The sequence below is a fragment of the Methylobacterium durans genome, from assembly GCF_003173715.1.
In the GTDB taxonomy this organism is placed as follows: Bacteria; Pseudomonadota; Alphaproteobacteria; order Rhizobiales; family Beijerinckiaceae; genus Methylobacterium; species Methylobacterium durans.
In genome coordinates, this window is sequence record NZ_CP029550.1 from 1,775,286 (window position 1) to 1,801,148 (window position 25,863).

Sequence of the window (25,863 nt, forward strand, 5' to 3'; positions counted from 1 at the left end):
CATCCGATCAGGTCTTCCCCGCGATGCGCTCCAGATCGACGGCCCGGTAGACGAGGCATCGCTCGGTCGAAGCGCGAAGATCAGGTTCGAAGGCGCACATGTCCTCCGACGAGCAGGCGCCCACCACGTCGGCGCTTCGCAGGAGCTTGCGCTCCAGTTCGGCCACGTATTCGTAGAGCCCGCCCGCGGCCTCGGGGGGATACTGCGTTCTGACGAAATCCTTCTCGACATTCTGGGAATTATAGAACCGCACCTTGTCGTCGAGACCTAGAAACAGGTCGTACGTCGTCGTATAAGGTCCGTCGTGCATGATGACGTCGGCCCATTCATAATGAGCGATGTACGTTTCGTGAAATGCTGTGGCGACCTCTCCGAACTGCGCGACACAGACATTCGAGACGTCGGCGTGCGCCGCCGCGGCGCTATGCTTCGACCAGAGCGCATGGAACCGCATATCTTTCGGAATGCGGATCTCCCGGAACCGCTGATTGTGATAGTAGGTCCGTGGAGGCGCCTCAGCGACTTCCGCGGACGACAGCAGCAGCACGTTGTGGTCGCGGCTCAGTGCGTTCAACAAGCCGTAGAGACCAATCTCTCCGCCGCTCGAGCTCGGAAGGAGGGATGGGAAAAATGACAACGCCATGATGTTCAACGGCTTGTTCATCGATCCCGCTTGTCCTCACAGCCTGTTCGGCGCCGACCTCAAGATCGTCGATCAATTCTTCGCTCTCGCGAGACTCGGGCCCGTCTTCAAACTGGCTTCTGCGGCAAAATTGCCGGGATTGCTGTGGACATATGAAGAAGGGTCGATTGCAGCTGGGCTACATCATGCGACAAGGACGCGTTGCGCATGAAGAGGCGTAGAGACGCCAGATCCGCCATCGCATCGGCCCTTCTGATCGGTAGATTGAAGTTCGCAAGATGAAGCTTGATTCGATCGAGCGGACCTGAACCCGACAACAAATAGGGTCGGATGGCCCTCTTCAATTGCCGCGGTGCAGCACCGCTGCGCTTCGCGACTGTGTCGATGACCTCGGTCATCCTGACGTCTTGGAGGGAGCAGAGCGATAAGATGTCGATGACCGCATCGACAGGCGGGAATCGCCCGGAGGCGTGAATGAACAGGCTGACCACGAGCGCCGCCGGGCGTGTGCGCGCCGAGATATCGATGCTCATGTCATAAAACATGGCGCAGAAGATCTCGGTGGCGTCGAATCTGCGCGAGCGCCCCATTTCCTCTAGGAGAAGCGAGAAGTTCCCGTTGTGCCTTTCAAGCGCTTGGGTCCAATATTTCAGATCCTCTGGGCGCGTAATGGCACTTCCGTAGGACAGCTTGTGACACAAGCCGATGCGTTCAGATGATAAGGATGCATCTGTTGCGACCTCGCCCGACCCGGATCCACGAGCAGACGAGGGCATTCGATGCTCATCAAATCGTCCGCTCAATTTTCGAGACAGATTTTCACGTACCGAGCGCATCATCAGTTTTATAATTGTCGCTTAACGTCCAATTTTGACATAAATCATCTTAAGCGTCTGTATTTTGCGTCATTATTGCATGAAGGAATTATATGTACAAGCTTGTCATTTTGCTGTGATGAGATCTGCCACTCAAATATTCGCGATCTATAGCGACAGCGGGCCGGCTGTCAGCCAAAACTTGTGGTTGAGCAAGATGGAGTGGGACGGTCGCATGGCCTTGCGCTTGGCCGCCTTACCAGGGGTTCGCGCTCAGCGTGCCAACAGTGACGCTACGTACTGCGTCCGTCGTCGGCGCAGATCCTGCGCCAACCAAGCCAATGCGAATGTTCGGCCGATCATCCGACAAACAAGGATCGACGTGAATAAACGACTTGCCACCAGTCAGTTTCAAAATTTTAACAACAATGATCCGGTATCAAAACGAAAAGATGGCGCGGAACTGGCTGCTTCAAGCGCAAATATTTTTGCAGAATCATAATTGGTCCGTAGTTCATCGTTCGAATTCGATGAAAGATGGGCGTTCGAGAGAAGGATGACGACGTTCGGTTTCAGCCCGGCTTCGGCCCGTAGATGCTCCTGATAATTGCCCCGCTCTCGGCTGAACTTTTCCAGTTGCGAATCCGACATGTAGATTGCGAACCCGTATGTCGGGTGACGGGCCGCACCGCGATCTGAATTGGCGCATCCGAACTGAACCCGAAGCGAATTGCATGTCGATCTCTGCCCGGCCAAGCTCCAGAGCGGGCGTTTGGCGCCGGCAAAATGCGTGCGCCATGCGGGGCCGGGCTTTCGCCCCTCGACCCGGCCATAGCGGAAGAAATGCCACAGGGGATCCATTCCGTCCGCAGCGACGTCGGGATTGTTCGCTAGGTACCAATCTCGGTCGAAGGTCGGATGTGGCTCCGCCCCCATCCTGATGCCGAATGTCTGATAATGCTCGGTCGGGTCACCAGATCGGAGCTCGACCTGATTCAAATAGTATGCGGTATCGAAGACCGCACAGGGATTCCTTCGTTCCCGGACACCCGTTCGAAGGAAGTGCCGGTATGGGCTCGCGCCGGAGGTTCTCACATCGGGATACGTCCGCAGATAGTAATCTTCATCGAACAATCGAAACCGATTTTTCCTCATGAAGATCATGCGATTCTTCCGAAGCGGGATATTCCCATCATCGAGTGGGCCGGCCAGCACCTCGCATCATGTTCAATATTTCACTCGCGATGACAAGCCCGGTAATTCAGACATTGCAACAAATCCAAATCTCGGCGTCGTTTTCATCCGGCTGCAGCATGCAGTTTTAGAGAGAAATTGTACGAAGGTTAGTTATTTTCAGTTGCATATTTTGGCAGGGAAAGCGTGTGTTGGATATAGGTGTCCGATCCTTCCTCCTTCTGCCCATCATCCCGGTTAATTGTCTACACGATCGGTGCCGCGCGACGATCGACGGCGCGGCTCACCGCTGCCCGTACGATCAGCCTTCTCCCGTGCGTACCCGAAACTGGGGAGCAGGATCCGAGCCTCAGCCCGTTGCGCGTGCCGAATCCAGGCGATCCAGCACGAGAGCTCGACCGAAATCCGCTCCCGAATGTCCGGGCACCGTTGGTCCCGACCGAGACAGACGCGACAAGAATTCGAGACCGGGCGGCCTCAGAGGGCACCCTGGCGCGCGAATCTCCGCCTGCACGCTGGAACGCCAATTCTCGATGAGTCTCCCGAACGTCGATCCAATCCGATCGTGAGTGGATCGATCGCGCAGCGGATCCCCGCGGACATCGCGGAGAGAGCCGGGTGACTTACGCCGGCGCATATCCGTCGCATCTCGGCCTGCTTCGTTCTGAAGCGACTGCCGCTGCGCCTTGGTCCCGAGACGGCCTGGACGGCACGAGTTCTGTCGTCGCCTCGCCCTGTGCAGACAAGGCGAGCGTGCGCGCGTGAGCGAGCAACCGGCGGGCCGCGGCTCGGGCGTTCGATGATCGAAGCTCGGCCATCGGCGCGCCGTCGCGGAGCGCCGAGCGGGCCAGCGCCCGAAAGCGGTGGGCGTCGGCGATGGCACGGGCGCGCGCCAGCGCGCGCGGTTCGATCTCGATCTGGGACGAGGAGGCGAGACGAGTTGGAACGGCCACGGGCGGCACTCCTGCTGGGGCGCCCACTTGCCGCTCCAATTCGGCACAATGGCTGCCCAGCTTTCCGATTCACCGCAAGCGACAAGCCAAGCTTGCGATGCCCGGTTGGGCCGGCGATCAGCGACACCAGCCGCGCAGCCACCGTTCGCCGCCTCGGATTGTGCTGGAACATGACATGCAACTCGGGTTATTGTCGCGCTTCAACGGGATCGCGCATGCCACGGTTCTTCATCGACTCGAACGACGACGAGTTTCACCTGCGAGACGAGGAGGGACAGGAATTCCCCGACGCGATGGCCGCGCGCGACGCAGCGATGATGATGCTGCCGGACATGGCGCGCGAGAAGATTCCCGACGGTGACTCCCGACGCTTCTGCGTCACCGTGCGCGATCAGAGCGGGACGACACTCTACACGGCCGACCTGATCCTGAAGGGAGAATGGAAGCACGTCGGATCGCCATCCCGCTAAGGTTCCCGTCGCGTCTCGTCGCCCCGTACGCCGCCGGCAGGGCGACGCCGGATCGGCGGGTCCGTCTCGATCGATGGAGCGCGTAGGGGTCAGGACATCGCCGCCCGGAGCCGCGGCCGTCGCGACAACTGCGCCACGACCAGTCCGGCCGCGCTCGCGGCCTGGGCAGCGGCGCCCATCAGGGCGCCACGCAATTCGTCGAGCGTCGCCGACACGCCGTTGGCCGCGAGATCGCCCTGGACGCGCATCAGCAATGCCTCGTCGTCCAGACCCTCGATCACCGCCGCGATCAGCAAGCGGGCATAGGCTTCGGACGTCTGGCTATCGACTCCCAGCCTCCCGAAGGCGAAGGCGGCGAGTGCCCTGACAGCGTAGCAGTGCGTGACGAAGTGCATCTCCTCAGCGCGGGCGAACAGCATTTCGGCCACCCGCTCACGCTCCTCGAAAGACCTCAGCATCCATTTTCTCCGTCGACGGCGATCAGGCTCAACATCGACAGATATTTCCACAACGACATTTGTTAGAAATCCACGGCGACATTCGGCAAAACGGACGCGGGATTAGCCCCGTCCGCTTTCGAACACATCCGCCAGCCTGATGATCAGCGGTGCGAAGTACGGTGTGACTGGAATCCTTCGCGCGCATACCGGCGCCAGGCTCGGCAGCGGCCGGGAACTCGCGGTGTCGTCACGACGAAGCGACCCAGCCAAGGGTCGCATCAAGCTTTCGTTAACCATGCGCCTGTAGCGAGGCGTCATGGGCTGCCGGTCACCGTCTCAACACCGGGGCAGCCTTCCTCGAGAGGCGATCTGGGCCCATCCGCGCCCGGGTCGCCGCTTGTGTTTCCGGCCCCGCCGCCACGGGCCACGCAGTCTCTCGACCGAGGGTCCACCTCCGACGCCCCACCGCGTCTCACGCCACGCGCGCGTCCTCAATGTCGAGGCGTGCGCCCCGACCCTGCAGCACGCGGATGATCCGGGCTCGCATCTCGGGCCCGAGTTCCGGGATGCGCAGATGGACCGTGCTTCCCCGCGCCGTACCGGTCACCCACAGCCGGTAGCGCAGGCCTTCCGAATGCAATTGCCTCAGGAGGCGTTCGGACCCGAGCCGCAGCACCTCGTTGTTCATGGCGATCGTGGCAGGGGTCACGCGATGCTCTCCGGCCCTCATCGCTATCAACGAACGGCGACGGTCCGTGATCCGTGGAACCTCCGCGCCGCGCTCACCGAGCGAGCACGCGCGCCGCATCCTTCGTGGTCTCGACCGCCCTCGACACCTGCGCGATCGAGCCCGAGATCGACAGGATGTTGTGCGAGATCGCGGCGACGGCCCGCGCCGCGTCCTGCATGTTCGCCGACATGTCGCGCGTGACGACGCTCTGCTCCTCGACCGCCGCGGCCGCGCCGACGACGTGGTCCCGCATCGTCCCGACCGAACCCTGGATGGCGCCGAGAGCCTCCGCAACCTGGCGCGAGATCGCTTGGACGCCGTCGATCTCGGCGGAGATCCGCTCGGTTGCGCAAGCCGCTTGGTTGGCGAGGCTCTTCACCTCCTGCGCCACGACCGCGAAGCCGCGCCCGGCTTCCCCGGCACGCGCACTCTCGATCGTGGCATTGAGCGCGAGGAGGTTGATCTGGCCGGCGATGGCCTGGATCAGCTTGACGATGCCGCCCATGGCGATCGCGGCCTCCGAAAGACGCTCGGTCTGCTCCGCCGCGGAGGCGACCTGCGCGTGCGCCGCGTCCGTGGCGGCGCGCGACTTCGCCATGCCCGCGGAGATCTCGCTGACGGACGCCGCCAGTTCCTCGGCGGCCGCGGCCATCGTCTGCACGGTCCCGACGGTGCTGCCCGCGGCCTGCGCGGCCTCGTCGGCCTCGCGATCCGAGCACCGCACGGCGCCGTCGATGGCGCCGAAATTCCGCTCGATCAGGAGGTTGAGGTCTGCGAGGAGTTTCACCTGCGCCGTCACGTCGGTGGCAAATTTCACCACCTTGTAGGGGCGGCCGCTCGCGTCGAGGATCGGGTTGTAGGACGCTTCGATCCAGATCGCCCGGCCGTCCTTGCCGACGCGCCTGAACTGGCCGGCCTGGAATTCGCCCGCTCGCAGCCTTTCCCAGAACGCGGCGTAGGCCGGCGCCTCGGTCAGGGCGGGTTCGACGAACAGGCGGTGATGCCGGCCGACGATCTCGGGCAGCGTGTAGCCGACGACCTTCAGGAAGTTCTCGTTGGCGTCCAGCACGTGGCCGTCGAGATCGAAGGCGATGACGCCCTGAGACTTGCGGATCGCATCGATCTGCCCCTGCCGATCCGCATCCTCCGCCTTCTGCCGCGTGATGTCGGTGGCGAACTTGACGATTCTGTAGGGTTTGCCGGTTCGGTCGAAGAGCGGGTTGTACGAGGCTTCGATCCAGACCTCGCGGCCGTTCTTGCCCAGGCGCCTGTACTGCGCGGCCTGAAACTCGCCTCGGCGGAGGCTCGCCCAGAACGTCCGGTACGCTTCGCTATCCCGGTAGGCCGGATCGACGAACAGGCTGTGGTGGCGGCCCCGCACCTCGTCCAGGGCGTAGCCGACGACCTTCAGGAAGTTGTCGTTGGCATTCAGCACATGGCCGTCGAGATCGAACTCGATGACGCCCTGCGCGCGGTCGAGGGCCGCGAGCTTTGCGCCCTGCTCGGCCGCGGCCTTGCTCAATCCCCCGAACATCATGGAGAGGTCACCTGTCATCCGCGCCCGTGAACAGCGTGCAGGACCGCGCCTGGGCCACCTAAGGTGCGATTAGGTCCCGCTTGTACGATCATGAGTTGCGTCGCAATTCATAACGCCGCGTTAAAGATTGTGCGCGGCAATGACGTGCGCGGGTGAGGCGGACAATGTTGCCGCTTCCCTGAAGCACGAGGAGGCGGCTTCTCCTGATTCAACGGAACACGAAGCGCGCGGCCGCCGGTCGATGGCGGCTCCACGGCGACGGCCGAACACTCGACGATCGCCGCTGTCGGTGCGGCACCGCGCGGCCCCGGTCGCGGGTCCGGATTGTACTTTAGTCCAACGCACCTGACCGGGACATTCGAAGTCGGAAACAGGTGGTGCCACCTAAGTTTCTGAACGACCTCGCCAAAGTGCTCGATGCAGGCTCCGTTGCAGCGCCACGACATCGATAAGTACAATTCGCGACATTACTGCATCGGCCTGCGCCCCCGTTGCTTGCCTGCGCCGACGCATGCATCCTGAACTCAAAATGAAAATTCGAGGATGCGCGTATGGGGCGATACTTTTTCGATTTACACGAGGATGATCTGACCATCAGTGACACGGTCGGCGAGGATCTCGCCGATCGTGAGAATGCGGGTCATCGCGCCTCCTACATCCTCACCCAGATCGCGGGAGACGCGCCGCTGACGGACGGAGGCAAGCGTCTGAGCGCGACCGTGCGCGACGAAGCGAACCGGATCGTGTTCACCGCGACCCTGAACATCGTCGGCGAATGGGGAGAGCTCGGCACCGAGCCGTTCGGCTGATCGCTTCTCACCCGATCCGCGCGCATCCTCGATCGATGGGGACGAAACAGACCCCGTCGGCAGGCGGACGCCCGCTCACGCTCCGTGCAGGCCGACGCTCCTCCGGACGGGCCTGTCATGCCGGTAGTCCAGCGAGATCCGCACCAGATCGGCCTGGGTCGACACGCGGAACTTGCCTCTCAGAGCCGCACAGGCGTTCACCACGCTCCGATAGCCGATGGTGAGGATGTCGGCGATCCCCTGGTAGGTCTTGCCTTCGCCGAGCAGGATCAGGATCTGGATCTCGCGGGCAGTCAATTCGGCCGCGGGCGGCTGGCACGGCGCGGCGTGGAGGAGCGCGATGTCCTGCGCGATCGCGTGCGGCAGATAGTTCCGGCCCTCCGACACAGCCTTGAACGCCTCGACGAAGGCGTCCGCCGGCATGTCCTTGAGGGCGTATCCGGTGGCGCCGACCTGGAGCGTCCGGGCGACGATGACGGGATCCCGGTTCAGGCTGAGGGCGAGGATCCGCGCGCGCGGCTCCAGCGCACGCATCCGGCGGATCAGCGAGAGGCCCGCCAACCCGCTGCCGCGGAAGGCGAGGTCGACCACCGAGACCTGCGGGCGGATGCGGTGGAACAAGCGGTAGCCCGAGACCGGATCCCCCGCCTCGAAGATCATCTCGACGCCCGCATCCTCCACCATGCGCCGGAAGCCCTGCAGCACGATCGGATGGTCGTCGACGATGAGAACGCCGGTCATCGCGGCCGGTCCTGCGCGCCGTAGCGTTCGACGAGCCGCGCCAGAGCTTCGTCGCGGCCGAGGCCCGCGCGGCGCACGGTGACGTAATGCTGGCACATCTCGCCGTAGAGCTGCCGCCGGCCGCCCGCCGCCGCAACCCGGGTCAGGCCGGCGATGAGGGTGGCGGGGTCCTCGGGCTGGCCGATCTCCGCGAGCATCGTCTCGAGCTGCGCCGTTCGGTTGGCGATCATGCGCTGATCTTCCAGGAAATGCGGCTTCGCCTCGCCGAGCGCGCGCCGCAGGCCCGTGAGCGCGGCCTCGTCGGGCTTTCCCGCTTCGACCGAGACGCGCCGCGCGAGCCACAGGGCGGGCTCGGTCCGGTCGGTCGGTGCGAGCCACGCCGTCTCCGGCAATCCGCTGCCCTCATCCTGGGTGGCCACGACCGCTTCCGGCTCGCGCTCGGCCTCCTCCTCCTTGCCGCAGCCGACGAGGAGCGCGGCGAGACCGAGGAGGCCCATAAGGCCTGCGGGCACCCGCCTCAACGGCCCGCCTCCCCGCCCCTGGGGACGGGAACGGCGACGACGGCGCGGGGGCCCTCCGGCACCTTGCGGCGCTCGATCTCGCGACGCGCGCCGAGATCGATCACTGAGACGTCGTTCGAGAACCAGTTCGCCACGTAGGCGCGATGACCCGCCACCGCGACACCCTCCGGGTAACGGCCGACCGGGATCTCTCCGCGCAGGGCGAGGGAGCGATCGAGGATCGAGACGCTGCCCGATTCCTGGTTCGTCACAAGGATCTCGCCGCCGTCGCGGCTCGTCGCCACGCCGTAGGGGCTCCGGCCGGCCGGGACGGTCGCGAGCACGGTGATGGCGCGCGCATCGATCACCGTGAGATCGTTGCTGCGAACGTTGCCGACATAGAGCCGGTCCCCGTCCGGCGACAGCGCCAGGGCGAAGGGGGCGCGGCCCACCGGGAGGCCGGCGCGCCGCTCCAGCGTGCTCCCGTCGAGGACGGAAACGGAATCACCCCCGCGCTCGGCCACGAAGACGCGGCCCGCCGCATCGACCACCAGCCCCGCGGGCTCCCGCCCGACGCCGGTCGCGGCCTCGACGGCGCCGCTCTGCGCGTCGACCCGGCTGACGGTGTTGGCCTTCCAGTCACCGACGAACAGGTGCATCCCGTCCGCCGAGACGGCGATCCCGAAGGGCTGGCCGCGGAACGGCAGACGCCGCAGGACCCGGCCGTCCGGTCCGACCGCCGTGATCGCGGCGGACTCCGGATGGGTGAGGTAGAGCGTGCGGTCGGGAGCGGCCGCGAGTCCGGCCGGCCCGGCGCCGAGGGTCACCGGACCGGAGCCGGGCCCGCCGTCGACGCGGGTCACCGCGCCGGCCTCCTGGCTCGCGACGTAGATCGCGGTCTCGGCACGGCCGAGCCCGGTCGGGAGACAGAGGCAGGCCGCGACGAACGCCGCCGCCCGGGCGGATTCGGACGTCACGGCGCGCCTGTCCCCTCGACCTTCGCCTTGAGGCCCTTCAGGCCGTCCGCGAAGTAACGGTTCATCGCGGTACGACCGGCCTTGTCGCTCAGTTCATCCGGCGGCTCGTTGCCGGTGTCACCACGGTAGAAGCGGCCGATCCACGAGACCTTCGCGCCCGCGCCGTCCGGCACCACCGTCACGGTGGCGGAGTAGGACGAGACCGGCAGGGCCTTCACGTCGGGCTCTCCCATCCGGTAGGAGTAGGTCATCGCGTCCGCCTTCCACTCGTCAAGGCTCTCCTGCAGGGTGCCGCCGCTCTTGAGCGTGACGTTGCGGGTCGCGCCCTCCCCATTGCCGCCGCTGCCCTCGCTCTTGGCGACGTCCGGGTGCCATGCGCCGATGCCCGGGAAGTCGCCCAGCACCTTCCAGACGGCGGCCGGGCTGGCCGCGACGGTGACGGACTGATCGACCTTCTGCGGCGTCGGGCCGTGGGCGAGCGCCCCGGTCACTGCGAGAGCGAGGACGAAGGTCGGGAGGAACGACCGCATGCGGGATCAAGCCTTTCGGAGGGTGAGGCGCCCGTGGCGGGCGCAGAGCGGCCCGGCGGCGTAGGCCGCGAGCACGAGGATGAGGGCCGCTGCCCCGAGGAAGGGCCGCAGGTCCAGGCGTCCGGGGACAGGGCGCGGCGTCGCCGCAGCGGCGAGCGGCCCGGCGAGGGAGGCCGGCCCGTCGAGATGCGCGTAGGTGAGCCCGGTGCGGGCGGCGAGATCCTTCAGGTGTCCCTCGCGCACCGACGAGAGATGCTCGGTGCCGCGCGCCGCCGCGTTGCCGAAGGGCGCGTTCCTCGGGTTGTAGCCCTCGCGGGACTCCGCATCCGCCGGGGCGGGCCGAACCGGTTCTCCTGCTGCACGTCGGCCTCGGCGTAGAAGCCGGCCTCGCGGCCGCGATCGTTGAATTTCGGGATCGGCGAGAGCGCGTAGCCGCCCGCCCCGACGATCAGGCCGCGCACGGCGCCGACGCGTCCGTCGAAGGGCGGCGTCCCGGAGGCGGGGAGCGGCGGCGCCTCCTGCCCGTCTGTGACGAAGACGAGGTCGGCGTCGAGGTCGCCCGCCATCGCAACGGCGCGGTAGAGCCCGGCCGCGACGCGGCTGTCGGCCTCCCAGGCCATGCGCCAGTCGAGCCCGGCGATCGCCCCGTCGAGGGGGGCGAAGTCGGCGCAGACCTCGACGGGCTCGAACAGAAGGAAGGGGCGCCGCTCCGTGAAGAGGCCGAGCGCCACCTGCGAGCCGCAGGGCAGCCCGGCGACGAGGCGGCGCAGCGCGGCCTTCGCCGCCTCGAGCCGGCTCTCGGGGCGCCCCTCGGCCGCGTAGTCGCGCACATTCATGCTGCCGGTGATGTCGACCACGGCCAGCAGCCGCACTCCGTCGCGGGAGAGCCGCAGCGGGGGCACCAGGAAGGTGGCGAGCGCGAGGAGGCCGGCGGCGGCCAGCGCCTGGAAGCGGCGCCCGCCGAGGTTCCTGCGCCAGGGGAGGCCGAACCTCACGGCGCTCCCCGCGGCTGGCCCGGAATGTCGGTCCAGATCTTCTTCGGCTCCGCCTTCATCTCGTCGCCGATCTGGCGGTCGAATTCGGGAAAGTCGCGGATCAGGCGCGAGGCCGCGTCGAGGTTGAACTTCGCGTCCCAGAAATCCGGCCGCAGCTGGAGGGCGCGTCGGTAATCGTGGCGGGCGAGGTTGATCAGGGGCCGGCGAGATCGAGCTCGCTGCGTTCGATGTGCGTGAAGGCGCGACGCAGCCGGGCATTGGCGAGCGCGTAGCGCGCGCGCGCGACGAGGGCCGGTTCGCCCTCGATGGCGAGCGCGTCGATCAGGCTCTCGGCCTCCTCCGTCCCGCCGCGCCGGGCGAGCTGGAGGATGCGGGCGAGAAGCAGGGGCGCGGGCGCGTCCACCGCGACGGGCAGGTCGCGCCCGGCCTCGATGGCGGCGATCCCGGCATTCGCCCGCTCCATCCGCCATGCCGAGATCCCGGCGGCGAGCGCTCCGCCGAGCAGAACGACCGGCAGGACAGCGAGGAGCGGTGAGCGGGCGCGGGCGAGGGCCGCCGCGAGCGTCGTGGCGAGGCGACGGATCATGCGGCGATCCTCCTCTCTCGCGCGCGCCCCGCGGCGAGCGCCGGCGCGCAACCGAGATCGGCTTCCGCGAGCTTGCTCATGACGAGGAGGAGGAGGCCGAGGAGCGCGGCGGCGTAGGCGGCGCTGGTCAGGTCCCGGCGCGGACGGCGCTCTATGTAGGGGATCGGGTCGCGCTCCAGCCCATCGATCTGGCGGATCGCGGCGGAGACCGCCTCCGGCCCTTCCGCCTCGAACGCCCGGTAGGGCACGCCGAGGCTGCGGAAGAACAGGTCGAGGTGGCGCTCTGGCGCGGCCTGCGGCGTGTCCTCGCCCGCCGGCCGGTCGGCGATACCGGGCGAGCCCTTCGTGCGCAGGAACAGCCAGTAGAGGTTGGGACGGACCTTGGCGAAGGCCGCGCGCAGCGCATCCTGCACGCGCGGGTCGATCACCGCGGCCCCGTCCGAGACGAGGAGCAGCACGCGCGAGGCGCTGCCGGGCCCGTTCCCGAACTGGCCGAGCGCCATGGCGAGGCCACGGCCGACATTGGTGTAGTCGAGGCCCGGCCGGTCGATGGCCCGCACCGCGGCGCGCACCACGTCGTGCCGGTCGGTCATCGGCAGGACGAGCATCGGCGCTGTCGAGAAGCCCGTCACCGCGAAGAGGTCATGCGCGCGGCTGCCTACGAACTCCCCGAGGATCCGGCGGGAAGCGGCGGCCTTCGATTCCTCCGCACCGGACGGTTGGCGCCCGGCGAAGGTCTCGTTCATGCTGCCCGAGCGGTCGATCAGCATCGAGATCTCGGCGCCGATGCCGGTGCGCGTCACCTCGGCACCGTTCCGGTAGGGGCCGGCGATCCCGAGAACGAGCCCAGCGAGGGCGAGGCAGCCCGCCGCCCGCAAAACCCAGTCGAGCCCGCGCGAGACCGGGTCGTCGGGCACGGCGGCGAGGCTCGGCAGGGGTGTCCGGCGCCGGGGCGCCGCGACGAGGGGCAGGATCGACAGCGGCAGCAGCCAGAGCAGAGCCGGCCGCTCCGCTCCATAGCGCTCGATCAGGTCGAGGAACGCGCTCACGCCGCACGCTCCGCCTCTGCGAGGCGCCGCGCCGTCGCCGAGACCTCGGCGAGCGGCAGCCGCGTCCGGGCGGCCTCGGTCGCGCCGCCGAAGAAGGCGAGCCGAGAGGCCGCGAAGAAGCGGCCGAGCCCCTCTCCCTGCCCCCGGTAGGCCGCGTGGCGGGCGAGGAAGGTCGGCAGGTCGTCGGCGAGCAGTCGCTGCCCGGCCGCTGCGTCGAGGCCGCGGTGTAGCGCCATGAGGCCCTCGCGGTAGGCCTCATCGGTCTGCGGTCCCCGTGCCAGCGCGGCGAGGCGCCGAGCAGGCCGCGCGAAGGCGCGGGCGGGCCGCGCGTGGAACGGCCACCAGGCCCGGTCGCGGGCGAGGAGGCCGAGAGCGGCGACGGCCAGGACCGCCAGCGCGAGGCTCGCATCCCGCATCGGCTCGGGCCGGAGGCGCGGCCCGCGCCCATCCGGCCGCAGGTACTCGGCCGGGTCTGCGCGGCGCGGTGGCTGGACTTCGCGCAGGGGCGAGACGCCGAGATTCCAGCCGGGCACCTGCGCGCTCGCGGTCGTGGCCCCGTGCGGGCCGTCGCTGGCGAGAACGAGGGGGAAGCCCGGCACCTCCAGGCTGCGGGCATCGATGGCCGCGTAGAAGTTCTGGTAGGTCAGGCGCAGGCGGTGGCGCGTGCCGACCGTCTCTGGCTCGACCGCGCGCAGATCGAGCCAGTAGGTCACTGGACCGGGGGTCGGCAGAGAAGCGGATTGCAGGGCGAAGCCCGGCTCCGCCTCGATCTCCACGGTCACCTGCACGAGATCGCCGAGGAAATGGCCGAAGGGGCGCGGCGTGCGCACCTCGACGCTGCGAACCTGCGCGGCGGCTGGGGCGGCGATCAGGCAGGCGATCAGGCAGAGGATGCGGCGCACGGCGCTTCAGGCTCCCATTAGATGCCGGCTCAGTGCCTCGGGATCGAACCGGTCGGCGAGCCGGAAGGGCGCACGGCCGTTGCGGCGGGCGAGACGGCCGAGGCGGGCCATGCGCTCGCCCTCCTGCGCCAGCCAGCGGCGGCGCAGCGACGGGCGCAGGAGCACGAGCCGGGTTCCTGCCCCTTCGAGATCCTCCAGCTCCAGGAGGCCCCATTCCGGCAGAGCCTCGGCCTCGCGGCTGTCGGCGAGGATCACCGGCACGACGTCGTGGAAGCTCAGCGCCGCGAAGACCTGCTCCATGAGCGCCTCGGGCCAGCGGAAATCCGAGATCAGGAAGACGAGCTTCGGTCGGCCGGCGATGCGGGCCGCCGCCGCGAGGAGCCCGGCGGCGCTGCGTCCTGCGGGGCGTGCCCCGGCGATGCGCGCGGCGGCCTCGGCGGCGCTCGCCCGCCTCCGCGTCGCGATGAGCGACAGATCCTCGCGGATCGCGCCGTCGCAGGCGATCAGGCCGAAGGCGTCGCCGATGCGCGTGGTCGAGGCCGCGAGCCCCTGGCAGAGGGCGCCGACGAGTTCCATGCGGCCGGTCGCGCCGCGGAAGCGCATCGAGGCGGAGAGATCGACCAGGGCCCAGACCTCGACCGCCATCCGCGCCTCGAATCGGCGCACATGCACGCCTTCGAAAGGGTCGCGGAGCGTCGCGCGCAGGTCGATGCGGCGCGCGTCCGGCAGCCGCAGGAAGGGCACCTGATCCTTGAAGGTGCCGAGCCCGCCGGTGTCGCGGGCTCGGTGCGCCCCGGCCTGGGGCCCGCGGGCGCGCCAGCGCGGGAGGTAGATGATGTCCGCGCTCATGCGTACCGCCTCACGGCGCCGGCACCGTCTCGAACACCGCCCTGCAGAGATCCGGCACGATCGCGGAGCGGCGCAGCTCGTACACCGGCTCCAGGAAGACGCGATGGGCCATCACCTCGGGGAAGACCGCCCGCACGTCCTCCGGCACCAGCCAGTCGCGGCCCTCGAGCCACGCGCGCACCCGTGCGGCGCGCACGAGCGCGGCGACGCCGCGCGGCGAGGCCCCACCCTGGACGAGCCCGGCCATGTCGTCGACGGCAGGCAGCCGGATGCCGGCGGCGTGCGGGCGCAGGAGCGCCTCCCAGAGAGCGATGACGTAGGCCTCGATCGCCCCGCTCGCGCGGACCCCGTGCTGGATCGCGGAGGCGATGCCGGCGAGCGCCGACGGGTCGAGGAGGTTCGGCTCCGCCTCCGCGATCAGCGTGTCGGTGTCGTGGAAGCGCGGGTCGAAGACGAGGGCGCGCCGTGTCTCGGCATCGCGCGGGGCCTCGACCGGGATCTCCATAAGGAAACGGTCGCGGGCGGCAGCCGGCAGTTCGAAGGTCTCCTCCCGCTCGACCCGATTGCGGTCGGCGAAGACCTGAAGATGCGGGAACCGGTATTCGCGGTTGAAGGCGGCGAGGCTGCGCTCGGCCATCAGGCGCAGCAGAAGGGCGTGGACCTGAGGCCGTGCCCGGTTGATCTCGTTGAAGAAGAAGATCGCGAGATCTTCCGACGCGCGCAGAACCGGCCCCGGCTCGACCCGCGGGCGCCCGTCCTCGGCGAGGTAGGTGTGGTAGACGAGGTCCGTCGGCATCAGGTCGACGGTGCCTTCGATCCGCTCGTAGGCGCCGCCCATCGCCCGGGCGACCGCACGCAGCAGGGTCGTCTTGCCGACGCCGACATCGCCCTCCAGCAGCACGTGCCCGCGCGCGAAGATCGCGATGGTGACGAGGCGGATCGCGCGGTCCTGGCCGAGGACCGCACCAGCAACGGCCCGCTCGAAGCGGGTGGCCGCCGCGCGCCAGTCGGTGAGCATCGCGTCGCCGCGGCGAATGTCGTTCATGGCTCGGGAACTCGTGTCGCGTGCCCCCTCCCCTGGCGGGAGGGGGCCGCCGGGCGGAGCGCTCAGTTCGCGGAGATCTTGGCCACGTCGTACTCGAACTTGCCGGTCTTCTTGGCATTCTCGATGCGCTTCTTGTTGCGCTCTTCCATGCCTTTGATTGACTCGGCCTGCTTGTTGAGTTCCTTCGGATCGTGCTTCGGGTCGTATTTCGATCCGGCGATCTTCTCCGGGAAGCCGGGCTTGGGCTCCCAGCAATTGCCGGGCGCCTTGCACTTGGTGCCGTCATAGGCGAGGGCTGGCAGGGCGACGAGGGCGCCCGCGCCGAGTAGAGCCGCGTAAACGAATGTCCGCATGATGTTTCCTCCAGTCTTGCGGCGCTCCCGCGCCGCGCTGGCGCCGTCGTGTTCCGTTGAGCGCGGCGCGAACTTCCCCTCGGACTAGTTGTCCAGCGGCTTGCACTGGCCCTTCACGTCCTTGGGAAAGGTCTCTCCTTCCTTGTATGGCTTGTAGGTCTTCTTCTGCTCATCGTTCAGCCACACCGCATCACGCACCGGACCGGTGTAGAGGTGCCGGATCCAAGTGACGACTTGCAGGATCTCGTCGGGATTGAGGTTCTCGTTGTGCGGTCCCATCATCCCGTTGGCGCCGCCGAAGATCGTGGCGAACAGGCCCGTGTCCTCGGTGTTGGCGGGGTAGGTCCAGTAATTGTCGTTGAGGCCAGGCCCGAGTTTGCCCTCGGCGAGGTGCCCGTGGCAGCCCGAGCAGGAGGTGGCGAACAGACTCTCGCCGTTGCGCAGGCAGGATTTGTCGTCGATGTAGGGGTTCTTCCCCGTCTGGAGGAAGGTCTTGACGGCGTCCGTGTCGCGGCCGCCCTCCTTGCCCTGGCCGATGTCGAGGGTCTCGCCGGTCACCGTGTTGCGGAAGACGATGCCGGTCTGCGGGCCGGCGCTCGGCTGAGCGAGCGCGGCGAGGCCGGCCGTGGCGAAGGCGAGGCCGAGAAGGGCGGCGACGCCCCGTGTTCTGTTGATCATGCTCTTCAAACTCTGAGGGAACGCTGCGGACGGGGCCACGGCACGTCAGTGCGAGGGGGCCATCACGGGCACGCCCTCCTGCTTCAGGATGACGTCGATCTGAGGCTTGGCCTTGGCGAGCGCCGCGTTGAGGCCGTCGCGCAGGGCCTCGTCACCCTTCCGCACGCCCATGGCCTGGTCGAAGCTCTGGGGCACGCGCTGGCCGTCGCTGCGCACCGTGTCGTCGGGCACCGGCGTCATGCGCAGCGGCGTCTGCGAATCCCGCACGTAGCGGGCGACGTCGGGGGCGAATGCGACGCCGACATCGGCCTTGCCACTCGCCACCTCGTTCACCATCCGGGCCGGGTCGATCTGGGTGTACTGGTTGCGCGGTGCACGGAAGTTCACGAGCGAGTAGAGGTAGGCCATGTCCTCCTCGTAGCGGCCGATGTCCTTGAGCATCGCCTCGCCGGGGGTGCCGAAGCCGACCACCATGTGGCCGACGTCCTTGAGGCGCGGATCGGCCCAGGACTTCACGTCGAGGCCGCCCTCCGCCTTCGTCAGGAAGACGTAGCCCGAGCGGTAATAGGGCTTCGTGGTCAGCACCCGCGGATCGTCGGAGTCGAGGCCGACGACGACGTCGCAGGTCTTCTTGTCGAGCCCATCGCGCACGAGGTAGATCGCCGGCTTGCCAGACCAGACGAAGACGGGTTTGCGCCCCATCGCTTCGGCGACTGCGGTCGCGATGCGGTTCTCCAAGCCCGAGCCGTCCTTGATCGAGAGCGGCGCCTGCTCGGCGGCGCAGATGCGTAGGGTGCCCGGATCCGCGATCTGCGCGGCGACACCGTCTTTGGCCTGCTGTTCCTTGACTCGCTGTTCCTGGGCCTGGGGCTCCTGCGCGGATGCGGGCCCGGCGAGGCCGAGGGCGATGAGGAGAGCGGCCGGTGCGGCCGCGCGGTGTCGTCGGGTGACGCGCGCCATGGAACTTCGTTTCCTCTGAGATTCATCGTGGCGCGGCGGCCGGGGCATGGCGTGCCCATTTGACGGCTTCGTCTCGCGCTGGGAGGGACGGCCGCCCCGCCGGTCGGGCCGGCGGGGCGGCTCTTTACGGCCTTCGGGCCTTACTTCGAGGCTTGACGCTCGTACTCGCCGACATTCGGGTCATCGTAGGGACCCTTTCCGTCGAGGGAGAAGACCACCACGCCGCCGCCCATCTGGGTGTAGTTGGCGAGCTTCTTGAACGCGCCCACCGCGCCGAGGCCGGCGGTCGGGTCGGCGAGATCGAACACCAGGCCCACGCCCGGCCAGCCGCCGACGCCGTAGTAGATGGCGACGAACTGCGTGCCCTTGTGGTTGTAAGTGATCGGGTAGCCGATCGCGCCCGACGGCAGCTTGTGCTTCCAGAGCAGGTCGCCGTTGTCGGAGTCGCGAGCCTTGATGAAGCCGTCGAGCGTTCCGTAGAGGACGATGTTGCCGGCTGTCGCCGTCGTCCCGCCCCACACGGCGAAGCGCTCCATCTTCTCCCAGTTGAACTTGCCCGTGATTGCGTTGTAGCTCTTGATCTGGCCAAGTCCCTCGTAGTTCTGCCGGTCACCCTTCGGGCCCGGATACATGTTCAGCGTGGCGCCCACGAAGAACTGACCCGCCCGGTATGGCAGCATGAAGGGCTCCCAATCCATGCAGATGTGGTTGATGCCCATGAAGAAGGCCTGACGCTTCGGATCGTACGAATCGTGGCCCTGGTTGTGGTAGCCCATCGCCGAGGGACAGATGTCCTTGGCGAGGTGGTCCATGCGGGTGCCGTACTCGGGATCGCGCACCGGCTGGCCACTCTTCAGGTCCACCGACTTGAAGACGTTGACGGTGTCGTCGATCTTGTTGGCCGAGACCAGCGAGCCGTCGGTCCGGTCGAGGGTGTAGACGATGCCGTTGCGGTCCGGGTGGGTGAGGAGCTTCCTCATCTTCCCGTCCTTGTCCTTCTGCTCGGACAGCATCATCACGTTCACGCCGGCGTAGTCCCACTCGTCGTGAGGCGTCTTCTGGTATCCGAACTTGGCCTCGCCTGTGTCGGCGTCGCGGCCGAAGATCGTCATCGTCCACTTGTTGTCGCCGGGTCGCATGGTCTCGTTCCACGGCGCCGGGTTGCCGGTGCCGAAGTAGATCAGGTTCGTGCCCGGGTCGTAGGCGTACCAGCCCCAGTTGGTGCCGCCGCCGATCTTCCAGGCGTCGCCCTCCCAGGTGGCGGTGCCGAGGCCCTTCTGGCCGTAATGGGCGTTCTTGATGTTGAAGTCGGAGGCCAGGAGCAGATCGGCATCCGGACCCGTCGCGTAGGCGCGCCACTTCTGCTCGCCGGTCTTGACGTCGTAGGCGGTCAAGTAGCCGCGCACGCCGAGCTCGGCGCCCGACGAGCCGATGATCACCTTGTCCTTGACCACGTAGGGGCGATGGTCAGCGTCGAGCCGACCTTGATGTCGGAATTCTCGACCTTCCAGACCGTCTCGCCGGTCTGCGCGTTGAGCGCCACCACGTGGCCGTCGAGCTGCGTCTTGAGGATTAGCGACGGGGTCTTGCCGTCGCCTGGCCAGTAGGCGAGGCCGCGGTTGACGAGATCGCAACAGGCGACGGCGCGTGCGGCGGGGTTCTGCTTCGGCTTGTCCTGCCAGAGGATCTTGACCGGATCGTCGAGATCGAGGGCGAAGGTGTTGTTCGGGAAGGACGTGTGGACGTACATCTTACCGTCCACGATCAGCGGCGCGCCCTCGTGGCCGTTGAGTAGGCCCGTCGAGAAGCTCCAGGCCGGCTTGAGATTCTTGACGTTGTCCTTGTTAACCTGCGTCAACTCGCTGTAATTGTTCGAGTCGTAGTTCTTCCCGGGCATCACCCAATTGTCTTCGCTCTTCGCCATGTCGACGAGCTTGTCGTTGGCGGCGGCGCTGCCCGCCATCCCGATCGGTGCCAGCGCCATCACGGCGAGCACCGAGACCGAACTCAGAAGCCTGCTCATTCTCGCGTCTCCTAGCCTTGCCATTCCGTCTCTCGACCTTTCGGCCTCGCGGAACCTCGTTCGTGGGCGTGAAGCAGGTCTCAGGATCGCTGCCGCCTCAAAGCATTCATAAGAAAATATGAAAGATCGTGTCTTATGAATAACTTATTACTGCTTCAGCCACCTTCGTTTCTAGGCAGGGAATGCGGGGCTTGTCTTTAGACGGTCGGTCATTTTTGGTTGGGAGCAATCGGCAATCGTCGGCAGATCTTTGAGTAGCGACTACGACGAAACTTGACCGCCTCGCCGACCACGGAACAACTCCCTGCGGACGGTCCTCTTGCGAGAGGCAAGGACGGCCCGCAGGGGGCTGGCCGATGCTGAGAGGTTGCGGGCGACGGCGTTGGAGCGCGGGCGAAGGAGCGGGCGCCGCGCTGGCCCTGATGCTTCTCTTTGCCGCGCCGTCGGGCGCAACCCAGAGGATCCGCGAAGCGGCACTCTACCCGCAGGACACGCGACGCGAGATGGGCGGCGGCGATCACGCGCGCTACCCCGGGGCGGGCGTCCTCTATTGCCGGCGGCCCGACGGCGTGTCCCAGAAGGCCGCGGCCGCCTGGCTCGTCGGAGCGCCCGATCTCGTTGTGCTCAACGCGCACAATTTCCGCGATCGGCGCCTCGACGTGACGCGCGAGGTGGCGGATTGCTACTTCCAGATCGGTGGCCGCAATTACGATTTCGTGACGGGCTCGCTCCGGCTCGGCACTGCCCCGGGCGCCCGGAGCCTGCACATCACCGACGACTGGGCGCTCCTGCGCCTTGCCGAGCCGGTCGAGGGTGCGGAGCCCCAGCCGATCCCCCAGGTGCCGGACCTGCCGGTCGGACCGGCGAGCCTGCCCGTGACGATGGTCTCCCCCGCCGGGCACGAGAACTTCCGCGGCGGCAGCAGCCTCGAAGCCTGCCTGATCCATCAGATCGACCCGCCGGAGGAGGATGCAATCCGCAGGGTCCGGCACGATTGCAACAACGGCTACGGTGGTTCGGGCTCGGGTCTGTTCGACGCGTCCGGCCGGATGATCGCGCTGCAGAGCGCGTCCCTCTCGATGAACTCGCGCCGCCCGTTCGACGTCGAGTTCCACTACGGGTCCGCGCTTCTGTTCGAGGGGCGCCTTCTCGCAGCGCTCCGCGAAGCCGCGGGGAACGGGACCCCCTCGCGCATCCAGCCGTGAGCGCGCACGACGCAAGGCGTGCAGATCCGTCGAGGCCGGCATCGGTGAGCCGCGGGCCAACGCACCGACTGCCGCCCCTCGAAACGAGGCGGACCTTCCGAAGGCAGCGAACGCGTGCTGCAGGCGCTCGCCGCGGGCGAGCCGACATCCTCACCGATTCGCAGCGCTCTTCCACCACGAGGCTTGGCAAAGCATGGCTGCCGAGCGCATCGTGGCGGGACCCTGACCCATCGTCCCCCGCGCGACCGATACCTCCGGGGATGACGCGCCACCGTCGTGGCCCCAAGAAGATGGGCAGTCGATGAATTCGAAACCGCTCTAGCGCAAAAGGTTTAATCCTTTTAGTAGCGATTTACACTTTTTTCGCGATCGCCGACACTCTGTTGACTGGGGAAGACTGCAATCCGCAACAAGTCGTCACGACGTGGGGAGCGCTCGGATGCTCGATATTCTGGAACAGCCCAATGCCGGCGACGCCGAGGTGGGCCGCATCGATCATCTCCACACCTTACTCTCCACCCGGCAGGCGCGCGTCGGCATCGTTGGAATGGGCTACGTCGGCATGCCGCTAGCCTTGGCCGCCTGGACGGCGGGCTTCGAAGTGCTCGGATTCGATGTCGACGACGAGAAGGTCCGGAAACTGAACGCCGGCGTCAGCTATCTGGTCCACATCACGAGCGAGACGGTCGCGAAGGCCGTCTCAGCGGGCCGCTTGGCAGCGACGACCGACTTTTCTCAAGCCGCCTCGATGGACGTCATCGTCATCTGCGTCCCGACCCCGCTCACGGCCAACCGGGAGCCGGATCTGACATTCGTCGAGCGAACATGCGAGGCGCTCTCCGCCCACGTGCGGCGGGACCAATTGATCGTCCTCGAATCGACAACGTGGCCTGGGACGACATCGGAGATCGTACGCACGATCCTCGAGCGCTCCCGCCTGACCTGCGGTACGGATTTCTTCCTCGGCTTTTCCCCCGAACGCGAGGATCCCGGGAATTGCGATTTCGGGACGCAGAGGATCCCCAAAGTCGTGGGAGCCGACGATCCGAGTTCCCGCCGACTGATCAAGGCTTTCTACGATCAGGTGGTTGAGCGAACCATTCCCGTCTCCTCCAGCCGCACGGCGGAAGCTGTGAAGCTGACGGAGAACATCTTCCGCGCGGTCAACATCGCTCTCATGAACGAGCTCAAGGTTGTCTATAGCGCGCTCGGCATCGACGTGTGGGAGGTGATCAGCGCTGCGAGCACCAAGCCGTTCGGCTACATGCCGTTCTATCCCGGGCCCGGCCTCGGAGGGCACTGCATCCCGATCGATCCGTTCTACCTGACGTGGAAGGCACGTGAGCACGAGATCTCGACGCGGTTCATTGAGCTCGCTGGAGAGATCAATACTGCGATGCCACACTACGTTGTCGAAAAGCTGGCGGACGCCTTCGACAGGCGGACGGGGCGCGGCCTGAGGGATGCCCGGATCCTGCTGGTCGGAATGTCCTACAAGAAGAATGTGGACGACATTCGCGAAAGCGCGTCCTTGAAACTCATGCGTATCCTTGATGGGCGCGGAGCGCAGACGCACTACTTCGACCCCTATATCCCGGTCATCCCGCGAACGCGCGAATACCCGGAGCTGAGCGACCGCAAGAGCGTGAAGTGGAAACGGTCGATCCTGTCTTCGTTCGACGTGGCGCTCGTGGCTACGGACCACGACAGCGTTGACTATGCCGAGCTCTGCCGCAGTGTTCCGCTGATCGTGGATACGCGCAACGCCTGTGAGCGTCATGGCGTGACCGCTGGCAACGTCATCAAGGCCTGACGATCCCTTTGCCCCTGGAGCCCGTGGCCCGGGTTGGGTTCCCGAGGCGCTGGCCCGACTGGCCGTGGCGCTCGCGCGATCGAGGCGCTTCGGTCCGCGCATTGTCTCCGACCACTTGACCGGAGCAGTTCAGGATTGGACCCGCCCCACAGGTCGTTTGATCTGCGGAAACGGGTGGGCGCACGTTAGGGAAAAGCTCCGATTCACGCTGACCTGACGGACCTCGTCAGATCAGGTTGGCGCGTCTGTGCCGGCGGCCGCAGCAAATAGAGATATCGGGTCGGAGCGACCCCAAATATTGCCAGCAGAGCGCCGATGAAGCACTTCGTATCCGTCATATAGGTGCGGCGGTCGAAATATTCCAGATCGATTGCCGCCTTCAGTGGAAACATGATCGAACGGTAAAAACGATCTGGATCTAATGTTGCAGAAAAGATGCCGTCTTCGTGGCGGAATATCACTTGGTTCGGACCGAATATGCCAGGCGTGTGTTTCAGCAGGTCGGCCCATCGATCTGTGAAGCAATCCGCATAGGCCAAGGATTCGGGGCGGGGTCCGACGATCGTCATGTCTCCCGTAAGGACGTTCCACAATTGCGGAAGCTCGTCGAGTTTCGTCGCCTGCAGAAGTCGACCGACGCGGGTCATGCGCGGATCTTTCCGCAGCGTGATGGCGAGTCCATTCGCTGTTCGCCTCTCATCGAACTTGCGGAACTTATAGATGCGGAAGGGTCGTCCGCCCTGTCCGAGCCGCAACTGCGAGAACAAGATCGGCCCGCGCGATTCCGCGACGATCGCGCACGCGATCAGGCACAAGAGGGGCGCGAGCAGGATCAGGCCGCAGGCGGCCATGCCGACGTCGATCAGCCGTCGGCCAGCGAGCCGAGCCATCGGAACCTCGGCAGCGAAATTCGCTTGCGCCGGTCGCATCGTCGGCGCCTCAAGCTTCGTGGCGGGCATAGCGGACGGCACCCTGCAGGCTCACGCATACACGCTCGACATCGTCGATCGTCATGCCGGGATAGAGTGGAAGCGTCAGTTCGCGTCGGCCGAACTCCTCCGTCTTCGGAAGGAGGATGCCGGGCAGCGTTCGCTCGTAGTAGCTGAGGTGATGGCAGGGGGGATAATGGATGGTCGTCTGGATTTCGTCCTCGATCATCCGCCGCATCACGGCCGGCCTCGGAGCGTCGGGCGGCAGAAGCACCGGCAGGATGTGATGGGAGGATTCCACGCCTCGCGCCCCAAATTCCCGCGCGAAGGGAAGGACGACGGTGTCTCCCTGCGCCCGGAGGATCTCGTGATAGGCTTGGGTCAGGCGGCGGCGTTTCTCGTTCCAGTCAAACAACGACCGCAGTTGCACCATGCCCAGGGCCGCCCGCAACTCGTCCATCCGATAGTTGAAACCCAGCATCGGGACGTCGTAGGTCGAGGCGCGGACCGCCATGCGCTCGTAGCCCGTCGAGGTGAGGCCGTGCGCGCGGAGCCGACGCATGCGTTCGGCGAGCGATTCATCCGCGACGAGGATCATGCCGCCCTCGGCGGTCGTCATGTTCTTGTTGCCGTAGAAGCTGAAGATGGCGGCCGCTCCGAACGTGCCTGCCGATCGCACGCCTGCCGCGTGCGCGGCATCCTCGATCAGGATCAGGTCATGCTCGCGGGCGAAGGCGGTCCAAAGTTCGCGATCGAGCACGTAACCGGCGAAGTGTACGAGCAGAACGGCCTTGGTGCGGGGCGTCACCTTCGCCGCCGCGTCCGCGGCGCACAGGAGCGGCATTTCCAAGGACGCGATATCGACGAAGACGGGCGTCGCTCCCGTGTAGAGGATGCTGTTTGCGGTCGCCACAAAGGTCAGGGAGGGGACGAGCACCTCGTCGCCCGGCCCGATTCCGAGCGCCGCTAAGCTGAGATGAAGGCCGCTCGTGCACGAATTGACGGCGATGGCGTGGGACGCATCATGCGCCCGCGCGAACGCGGCCTCGAATGCCTCAACGCGCGGGCCCATGGTGATCCAGCCGCTGTCGATGACGTCGACGAGGGCGGATCGTTCCTCGGCACCGAGAATCGGTTCGGATACGCGCAGCATCGTCCCCCCAGCGGTTGTTGATTTTGGTCGTCACCGTCCGCCGCACCGGACGCCCGGGGCGGCCTGCGACGTCCGCACCTGCATCACACCAGAGCGGCCTCGGCGAATTCCTGGATCGCCTCGTAAGCCGGCGGGAGGTCGTTCCAAGGAAGTTCCTGAGCTTTCTTGAAGTCTTCGACACGGCCGATATCGAGCCACAGCCCGTCGTGGCGATACGAGACCACCTTGGCTTTGAGCGACAGGAGCCGGAGGATCAGGTCATCGAAACCGAACGGCATTCCGCGCGGTATGTGTCGGATCACGTCAGGCTGGAGGAAGTAGACGCCCATGCTGACGTGGTGGGTCAGGCAGGGCTTCTCGCGAAAGCCCTGGATCCGGCCGTTCGGGGGCCCTTCGAGAACGCCGAAATCGAGCTTCGTCTGTCGGGCGATCGTCGCGATCGTGACGCTGGCATCCATCCGGGCGTGGAAATCGATCATCCGCGCCAAGTTGAGGTCGGTCAGCACGTCGCCGTTCATCACGACGAAGGGCTCGTCGAGGACGTCGCGCAGGAGGGACAGGGGTCCGATCGTGCCGAGAGGCTCGACCTCGTCGGTATAGGTGATGTCGATGCCCCACTTCGAACCGTCACCGAACAAGGTCTTGATCAAGCATCCAAGGTATCCGGTCGTGATAATCACTTCGGAGATCCCGTTGCGGCATAGCCAGCCGATCAACAGCTCCAGGACCGGGCGCGAGCCAACCGGCATGAGCGGCTTCGGGAGCACCATCGTGTAGGGCATGAGGCGGCTCCCTCGTCCGCCACATTGGATCACTGCTTTCATGGGTGGCCCTCAAAACAGGAACACAAGCCGCAGTTTTTCCCGTCGGATTTTATCGCTTGGCCGTTCGGGCGCAATAAGCCAAAAGGATGAATACGCCGATATACGACTAGTTTCCTTATTTACTCAGACAATCCTGCGATTAAATTTGGACCAACTGATA

At 66.5% G+C, this 25,863-nt stretch carries 24 protein-coding genes and 3 pseudogenes; 4 read left to right on the forward strand and 23 right to left on the reverse strand.

All coding sequences use genetic code 11. The features are described from left to right. Positions 1 to 7: 7 nt before the first annotated feature. The 3 genes from DK389_RS08205 to DK389_RS32200 all read right to left on the reverse strand — a co-directional run bounded on the left by DK389_RS08205 (position 8) and on the right by DK389_RS32200 (position 2,622). Positions 8 to 664 (reverse strand): hypothetical protein, encoded by a 657-nt coding sequence (locus DK389_RS08205; protein WP_109888721.1) that lies wholly within the window; start codon positions 662 to 664, stop codon positions 8 to 10. 86 nt (positions 665 to 750) lie between these two features. Then, the gene (locus DK389_RS08210; RefSeq protein ID WP_162560563.1) at positions 751 to 1,482 is read right to left on the reverse strand and encodes a hypothetical protein; all 732 of its coding nucleotides are present in this window, start codon (positions 1,480 to 1,482) and stop codon (positions 751 to 753) included. Positions 1,483 to 1,869: 387 nt separating this feature from the next. Continuing rightward, on the reverse strand, positions 1,870 to 2,622 hold the full coding sequence (locus DK389_RS32200; RefSeq protein ID WP_162560564.1) for a hypothetical protein: 753 nt from the start codon (positions 2,620 to 2,622) through the stop codon (positions 1,870 to 1,872). A gap of 1,198 nt (positions 2,623 to 3,820) precedes the next feature. Here DK389_RS32200 and DK389_RS08220 point away from each other — a divergent pair. Continuing rightward, on the forward strand, positions 3,821 to 4,075 hold the full coding sequence (locus tag DK389_RS08220; protein WP_109888725.1) for a DUF6894 family protein: 255 nt from the start codon (positions 3,821 to 3,823) through the stop codon (positions 4,073 to 4,075). An 89-nt stretch (positions 4,076 to 4,164) separates the two neighbouring features. Here the strand turns inward: DK389_RS08220 and DK389_RS08225 are convergent, their stop codons facing one another. The 3 genes from DK389_RS08225 to DK389_RS08235 form a co-directional block, all read right to left on the reverse strand. Next, positions 4,165 to 4,533: an ATPase inhibitor subunit zeta gene (locus tag DK389_RS08225; protein ID WP_109888727.1), complete on the reverse strand. Its 369-nt coding sequence runs from the start codon at positions 4,531 to 4,533 to the stop codon at positions 4,165 to 4,167. Positions 4,534 to 4,987: 454 nt separating this feature from the next. Continuing rightward, a complete protein-coding gene (locus tag DK389_RS08230; RefSeq protein WP_236960737.1) occupies positions 4,988 to 5,224 on the reverse strand; it encodes a hypothetical protein in 237 nt (78 codons plus the stop codon). Positions 5,225 to 5,297: 73 nt separating this feature from the next. Next, a complete protein-coding gene (locus DK389_RS08235) occupies positions 5,298 to 6,779 on the reverse strand; it encodes a methyl-accepting chemotaxis protein (RefSeq protein ID WP_109896161.1) in 1,482 nt (493 codons plus the stop codon). A gap of 554 nt (positions 6,780 to 7,333) precedes the next feature. Here DK389_RS08235 and DK389_RS08240 point away from each other — a divergent pair. Further along, entirely contained in the window at positions 7,334 to 7,591 is a 258-nt protein-coding gene (locus DK389_RS08240; protein WP_109888731.1) for a DUF6894 family protein, read from the forward strand. Between the two features lie 75 nt (positions 7,592 to 7,666). Here the strand turns inward: DK389_RS08240 and DK389_RS08245 are convergent, their stop codons facing one another. The 14 genes and pseudogenes from DK389_RS08245 to DK389_RS08310 form a co-directional block, all read right to left on the reverse strand. Then, complete coding sequence (locus DK389_RS08245; RefSeq protein WP_109888733.1) at positions 7,667 to 8,332, reverse strand: response regulator transcription factor; 666 nt, start codon at positions 8,330 to 8,332, stop codon at positions 7,667 to 7,669. After that, positions 8,329 to 8,844, reverse strand: a complete 516-nt coding sequence (locus tag DK389_RS08250; protein ID WP_236960738.1) for a hypothetical protein — start codon at positions 8,842 to 8,844, stop codon at positions 8,329 to 8,331. The genes DK389_RS08245 and DK389_RS08250 overlap by 4 nt, the downstream gene beginning before the upstream one ends. Before the next feature lie 5 nt (positions 8,845 to 8,849). Continuing rightward, entirely contained in the window at positions 8,850 to 9,809 is a 960-nt protein-coding gene (locus DK389_RS08255) for a YncE family protein (protein ID WP_109888736.1), read from the reverse strand. Then, complete coding sequence (locus DK389_RS08260; protein WP_109888738.1) at positions 9,806 to 10,339, reverse strand: SRPBCC family protein; 534 nt, start codon at positions 10,337 to 10,339, stop codon at positions 9,806 to 9,808. The genes DK389_RS08255 and DK389_RS08260 overlap by 4 nt, the downstream gene beginning before the upstream one ends. Positions 10,340 to 10,345: 6 nt before the next feature. Next, a pseudogene (locus DK389_RS08265) lies at positions 10,346 to 11,334 on the reverse strand (vWA domain-containing protein). Then, positions 11,331 to 11,920 (reverse strand): annotated as a pseudogene (locus DK389_RS08270) (MxaK protein). Before DK389_RS08270 ends, DK389_RS08265 begins: the two co-directional pseudogenes overlap by 4 nt. Next, positions 11,917 to 12,969, reverse strand: coding sequence for a vWA domain-containing protein (locus DK389_RS08275; RefSeq protein WP_236960739.1), 1,053 nt, complete (start codon positions 12,967 to 12,969; stop codon positions 11,917 to 11,919). Before DK389_RS08275 ends, DK389_RS08270 begins: the two are co-directional and overlap by 4 nt. Further along, complete coding sequence (locus DK389_RS08280) at positions 12,966 to 13,871, reverse strand: nonribosomal peptide synthetase MxaA (RefSeq protein WP_109888742.1); 906 nt, start codon at positions 13,869 to 13,871, stop codon at positions 12,966 to 12,968. Before DK389_RS08280 ends, DK389_RS08275 begins: the two co-directional genes overlap by 4 nt. Before the next feature lie 6 nt (positions 13,872 to 13,877). Next, positions 13,878 to 14,720: a DUF58 domain-containing protein gene (locus DK389_RS08285; protein WP_109888744.1), complete on the reverse strand. Its 843-nt coding sequence runs from the start codon at positions 14,718 to 14,720 to the stop codon at positions 13,878 to 13,880. Positions 14,721 to 14,730: 10 nt separating this feature from the next. Then, positions 14,731 to 15,765 (reverse strand): AAA family ATPase, encoded by a 1,035-nt coding sequence (locus tag DK389_RS08290; protein WP_109888746.1) that lies wholly within the window; start codon positions 15,763 to 15,765, stop codon positions 14,731 to 14,733. Positions 15,766 to 15,827: 62 nt separating this feature from the next. After that, positions 15,828 to 16,118, reverse strand: coding sequence for a methanol dehydrogenase [cytochrome c] subunit (locus DK389_RS08295; protein ID WP_109888747.1), 291 nt, complete (start codon positions 16,116 to 16,118; stop codon positions 15,828 to 15,830). An 84-nt stretch (positions 16,119 to 16,202) separates the two neighbouring features. After that, positions 16,203 to 16,796 (reverse strand): cytochrome c(L), periplasmic, encoded by a 594-nt coding sequence (moxG, locus tag DK389_RS08300; protein ID WP_109888749.1) that lies wholly within the window; start codon positions 16,794 to 16,796, stop codon positions 16,203 to 16,205. 45 nt (positions 16,797 to 16,841) lie between these two features. Further along, positions 16,842 to 17,756 (reverse strand): methanol oxidation system protein MoxJ, encoded by a 915-nt coding sequence (moxJ, locus tag DK389_RS08305; RefSeq protein ID WP_109888751.1) that lies wholly within the window; start codon positions 17,754 to 17,756, stop codon positions 16,842 to 16,844. A 140-nt stretch (positions 17,757 to 17,896) separates the two neighbouring features. Next, a pseudogene (locus DK389_RS08310) lies at positions 17,897 to 19,779 on the reverse strand (methanol/ethanol family PQQ-dependent dehydrogenase). Between the two features lie 422 nt (positions 19,780 to 20,201). Between DK389_RS08310 and DK389_RS08315 the strand changes: the two are divergent. Next, positions 20,202 to 20,984 (forward strand): trypsin-like peptidase domain-containing protein, encoded by a 783-nt coding sequence (locus DK389_RS08315; protein WP_236960740.1) that lies wholly within the window; start codon positions 20,202 to 20,204, stop codon positions 20,982 to 20,984. Between the two features lie 439 nt (positions 20,985 to 21,423). Further along, entirely contained in the window at positions 21,424 to 22,797 is a 1,374-nt protein-coding gene (locus tag DK389_RS08320) for a nucleotide sugar dehydrogenase (protein WP_109888755.1), read from the forward strand. Between the two features lie 203 nt (positions 22,798 to 23,000). On the opposite strand, the gene DK389_RS08325 is transcribed toward DK389_RS08320, so the two are convergent. The 3 genes from DK389_RS08325 to DK389_RS08335 form a co-directional block, all read right to left on the reverse strand. Further along, positions 23,001 to 23,756, reverse strand: a complete 756-nt coding sequence (locus DK389_RS08325; RefSeq protein ID WP_109888757.1) for a sugar transferase — start codon at positions 23,754 to 23,756, stop codon at positions 23,001 to 23,003. Further along, positions 23,737 to 24,879 carry a DegT/DnrJ/EryC1/StrS family aminotransferase gene (locus DK389_RS08330; protein ID WP_109888759.1) on the reverse strand — a complete coding sequence of 381 codons (1,143 nt, stop codon included), beginning with the start codon at positions 24,877 to 24,879 and terminating at the stop codon, positions 23,737 to 23,739. Before DK389_RS08330 ends, DK389_RS08325 begins: the two co-directional genes overlap by 20 nt. Before the next feature lie 83 nt (positions 24,880 to 24,962). Beyond that, entirely contained in the window at positions 24,963 to 25,703 is a 741-nt protein-coding gene (locus tag DK389_RS08335; protein WP_109888761.1) for a sugar phosphate nucleotidyltransferase, read from the reverse strand. Positions 25,704 to 25,863: the final 160 nt, after the last annotated feature.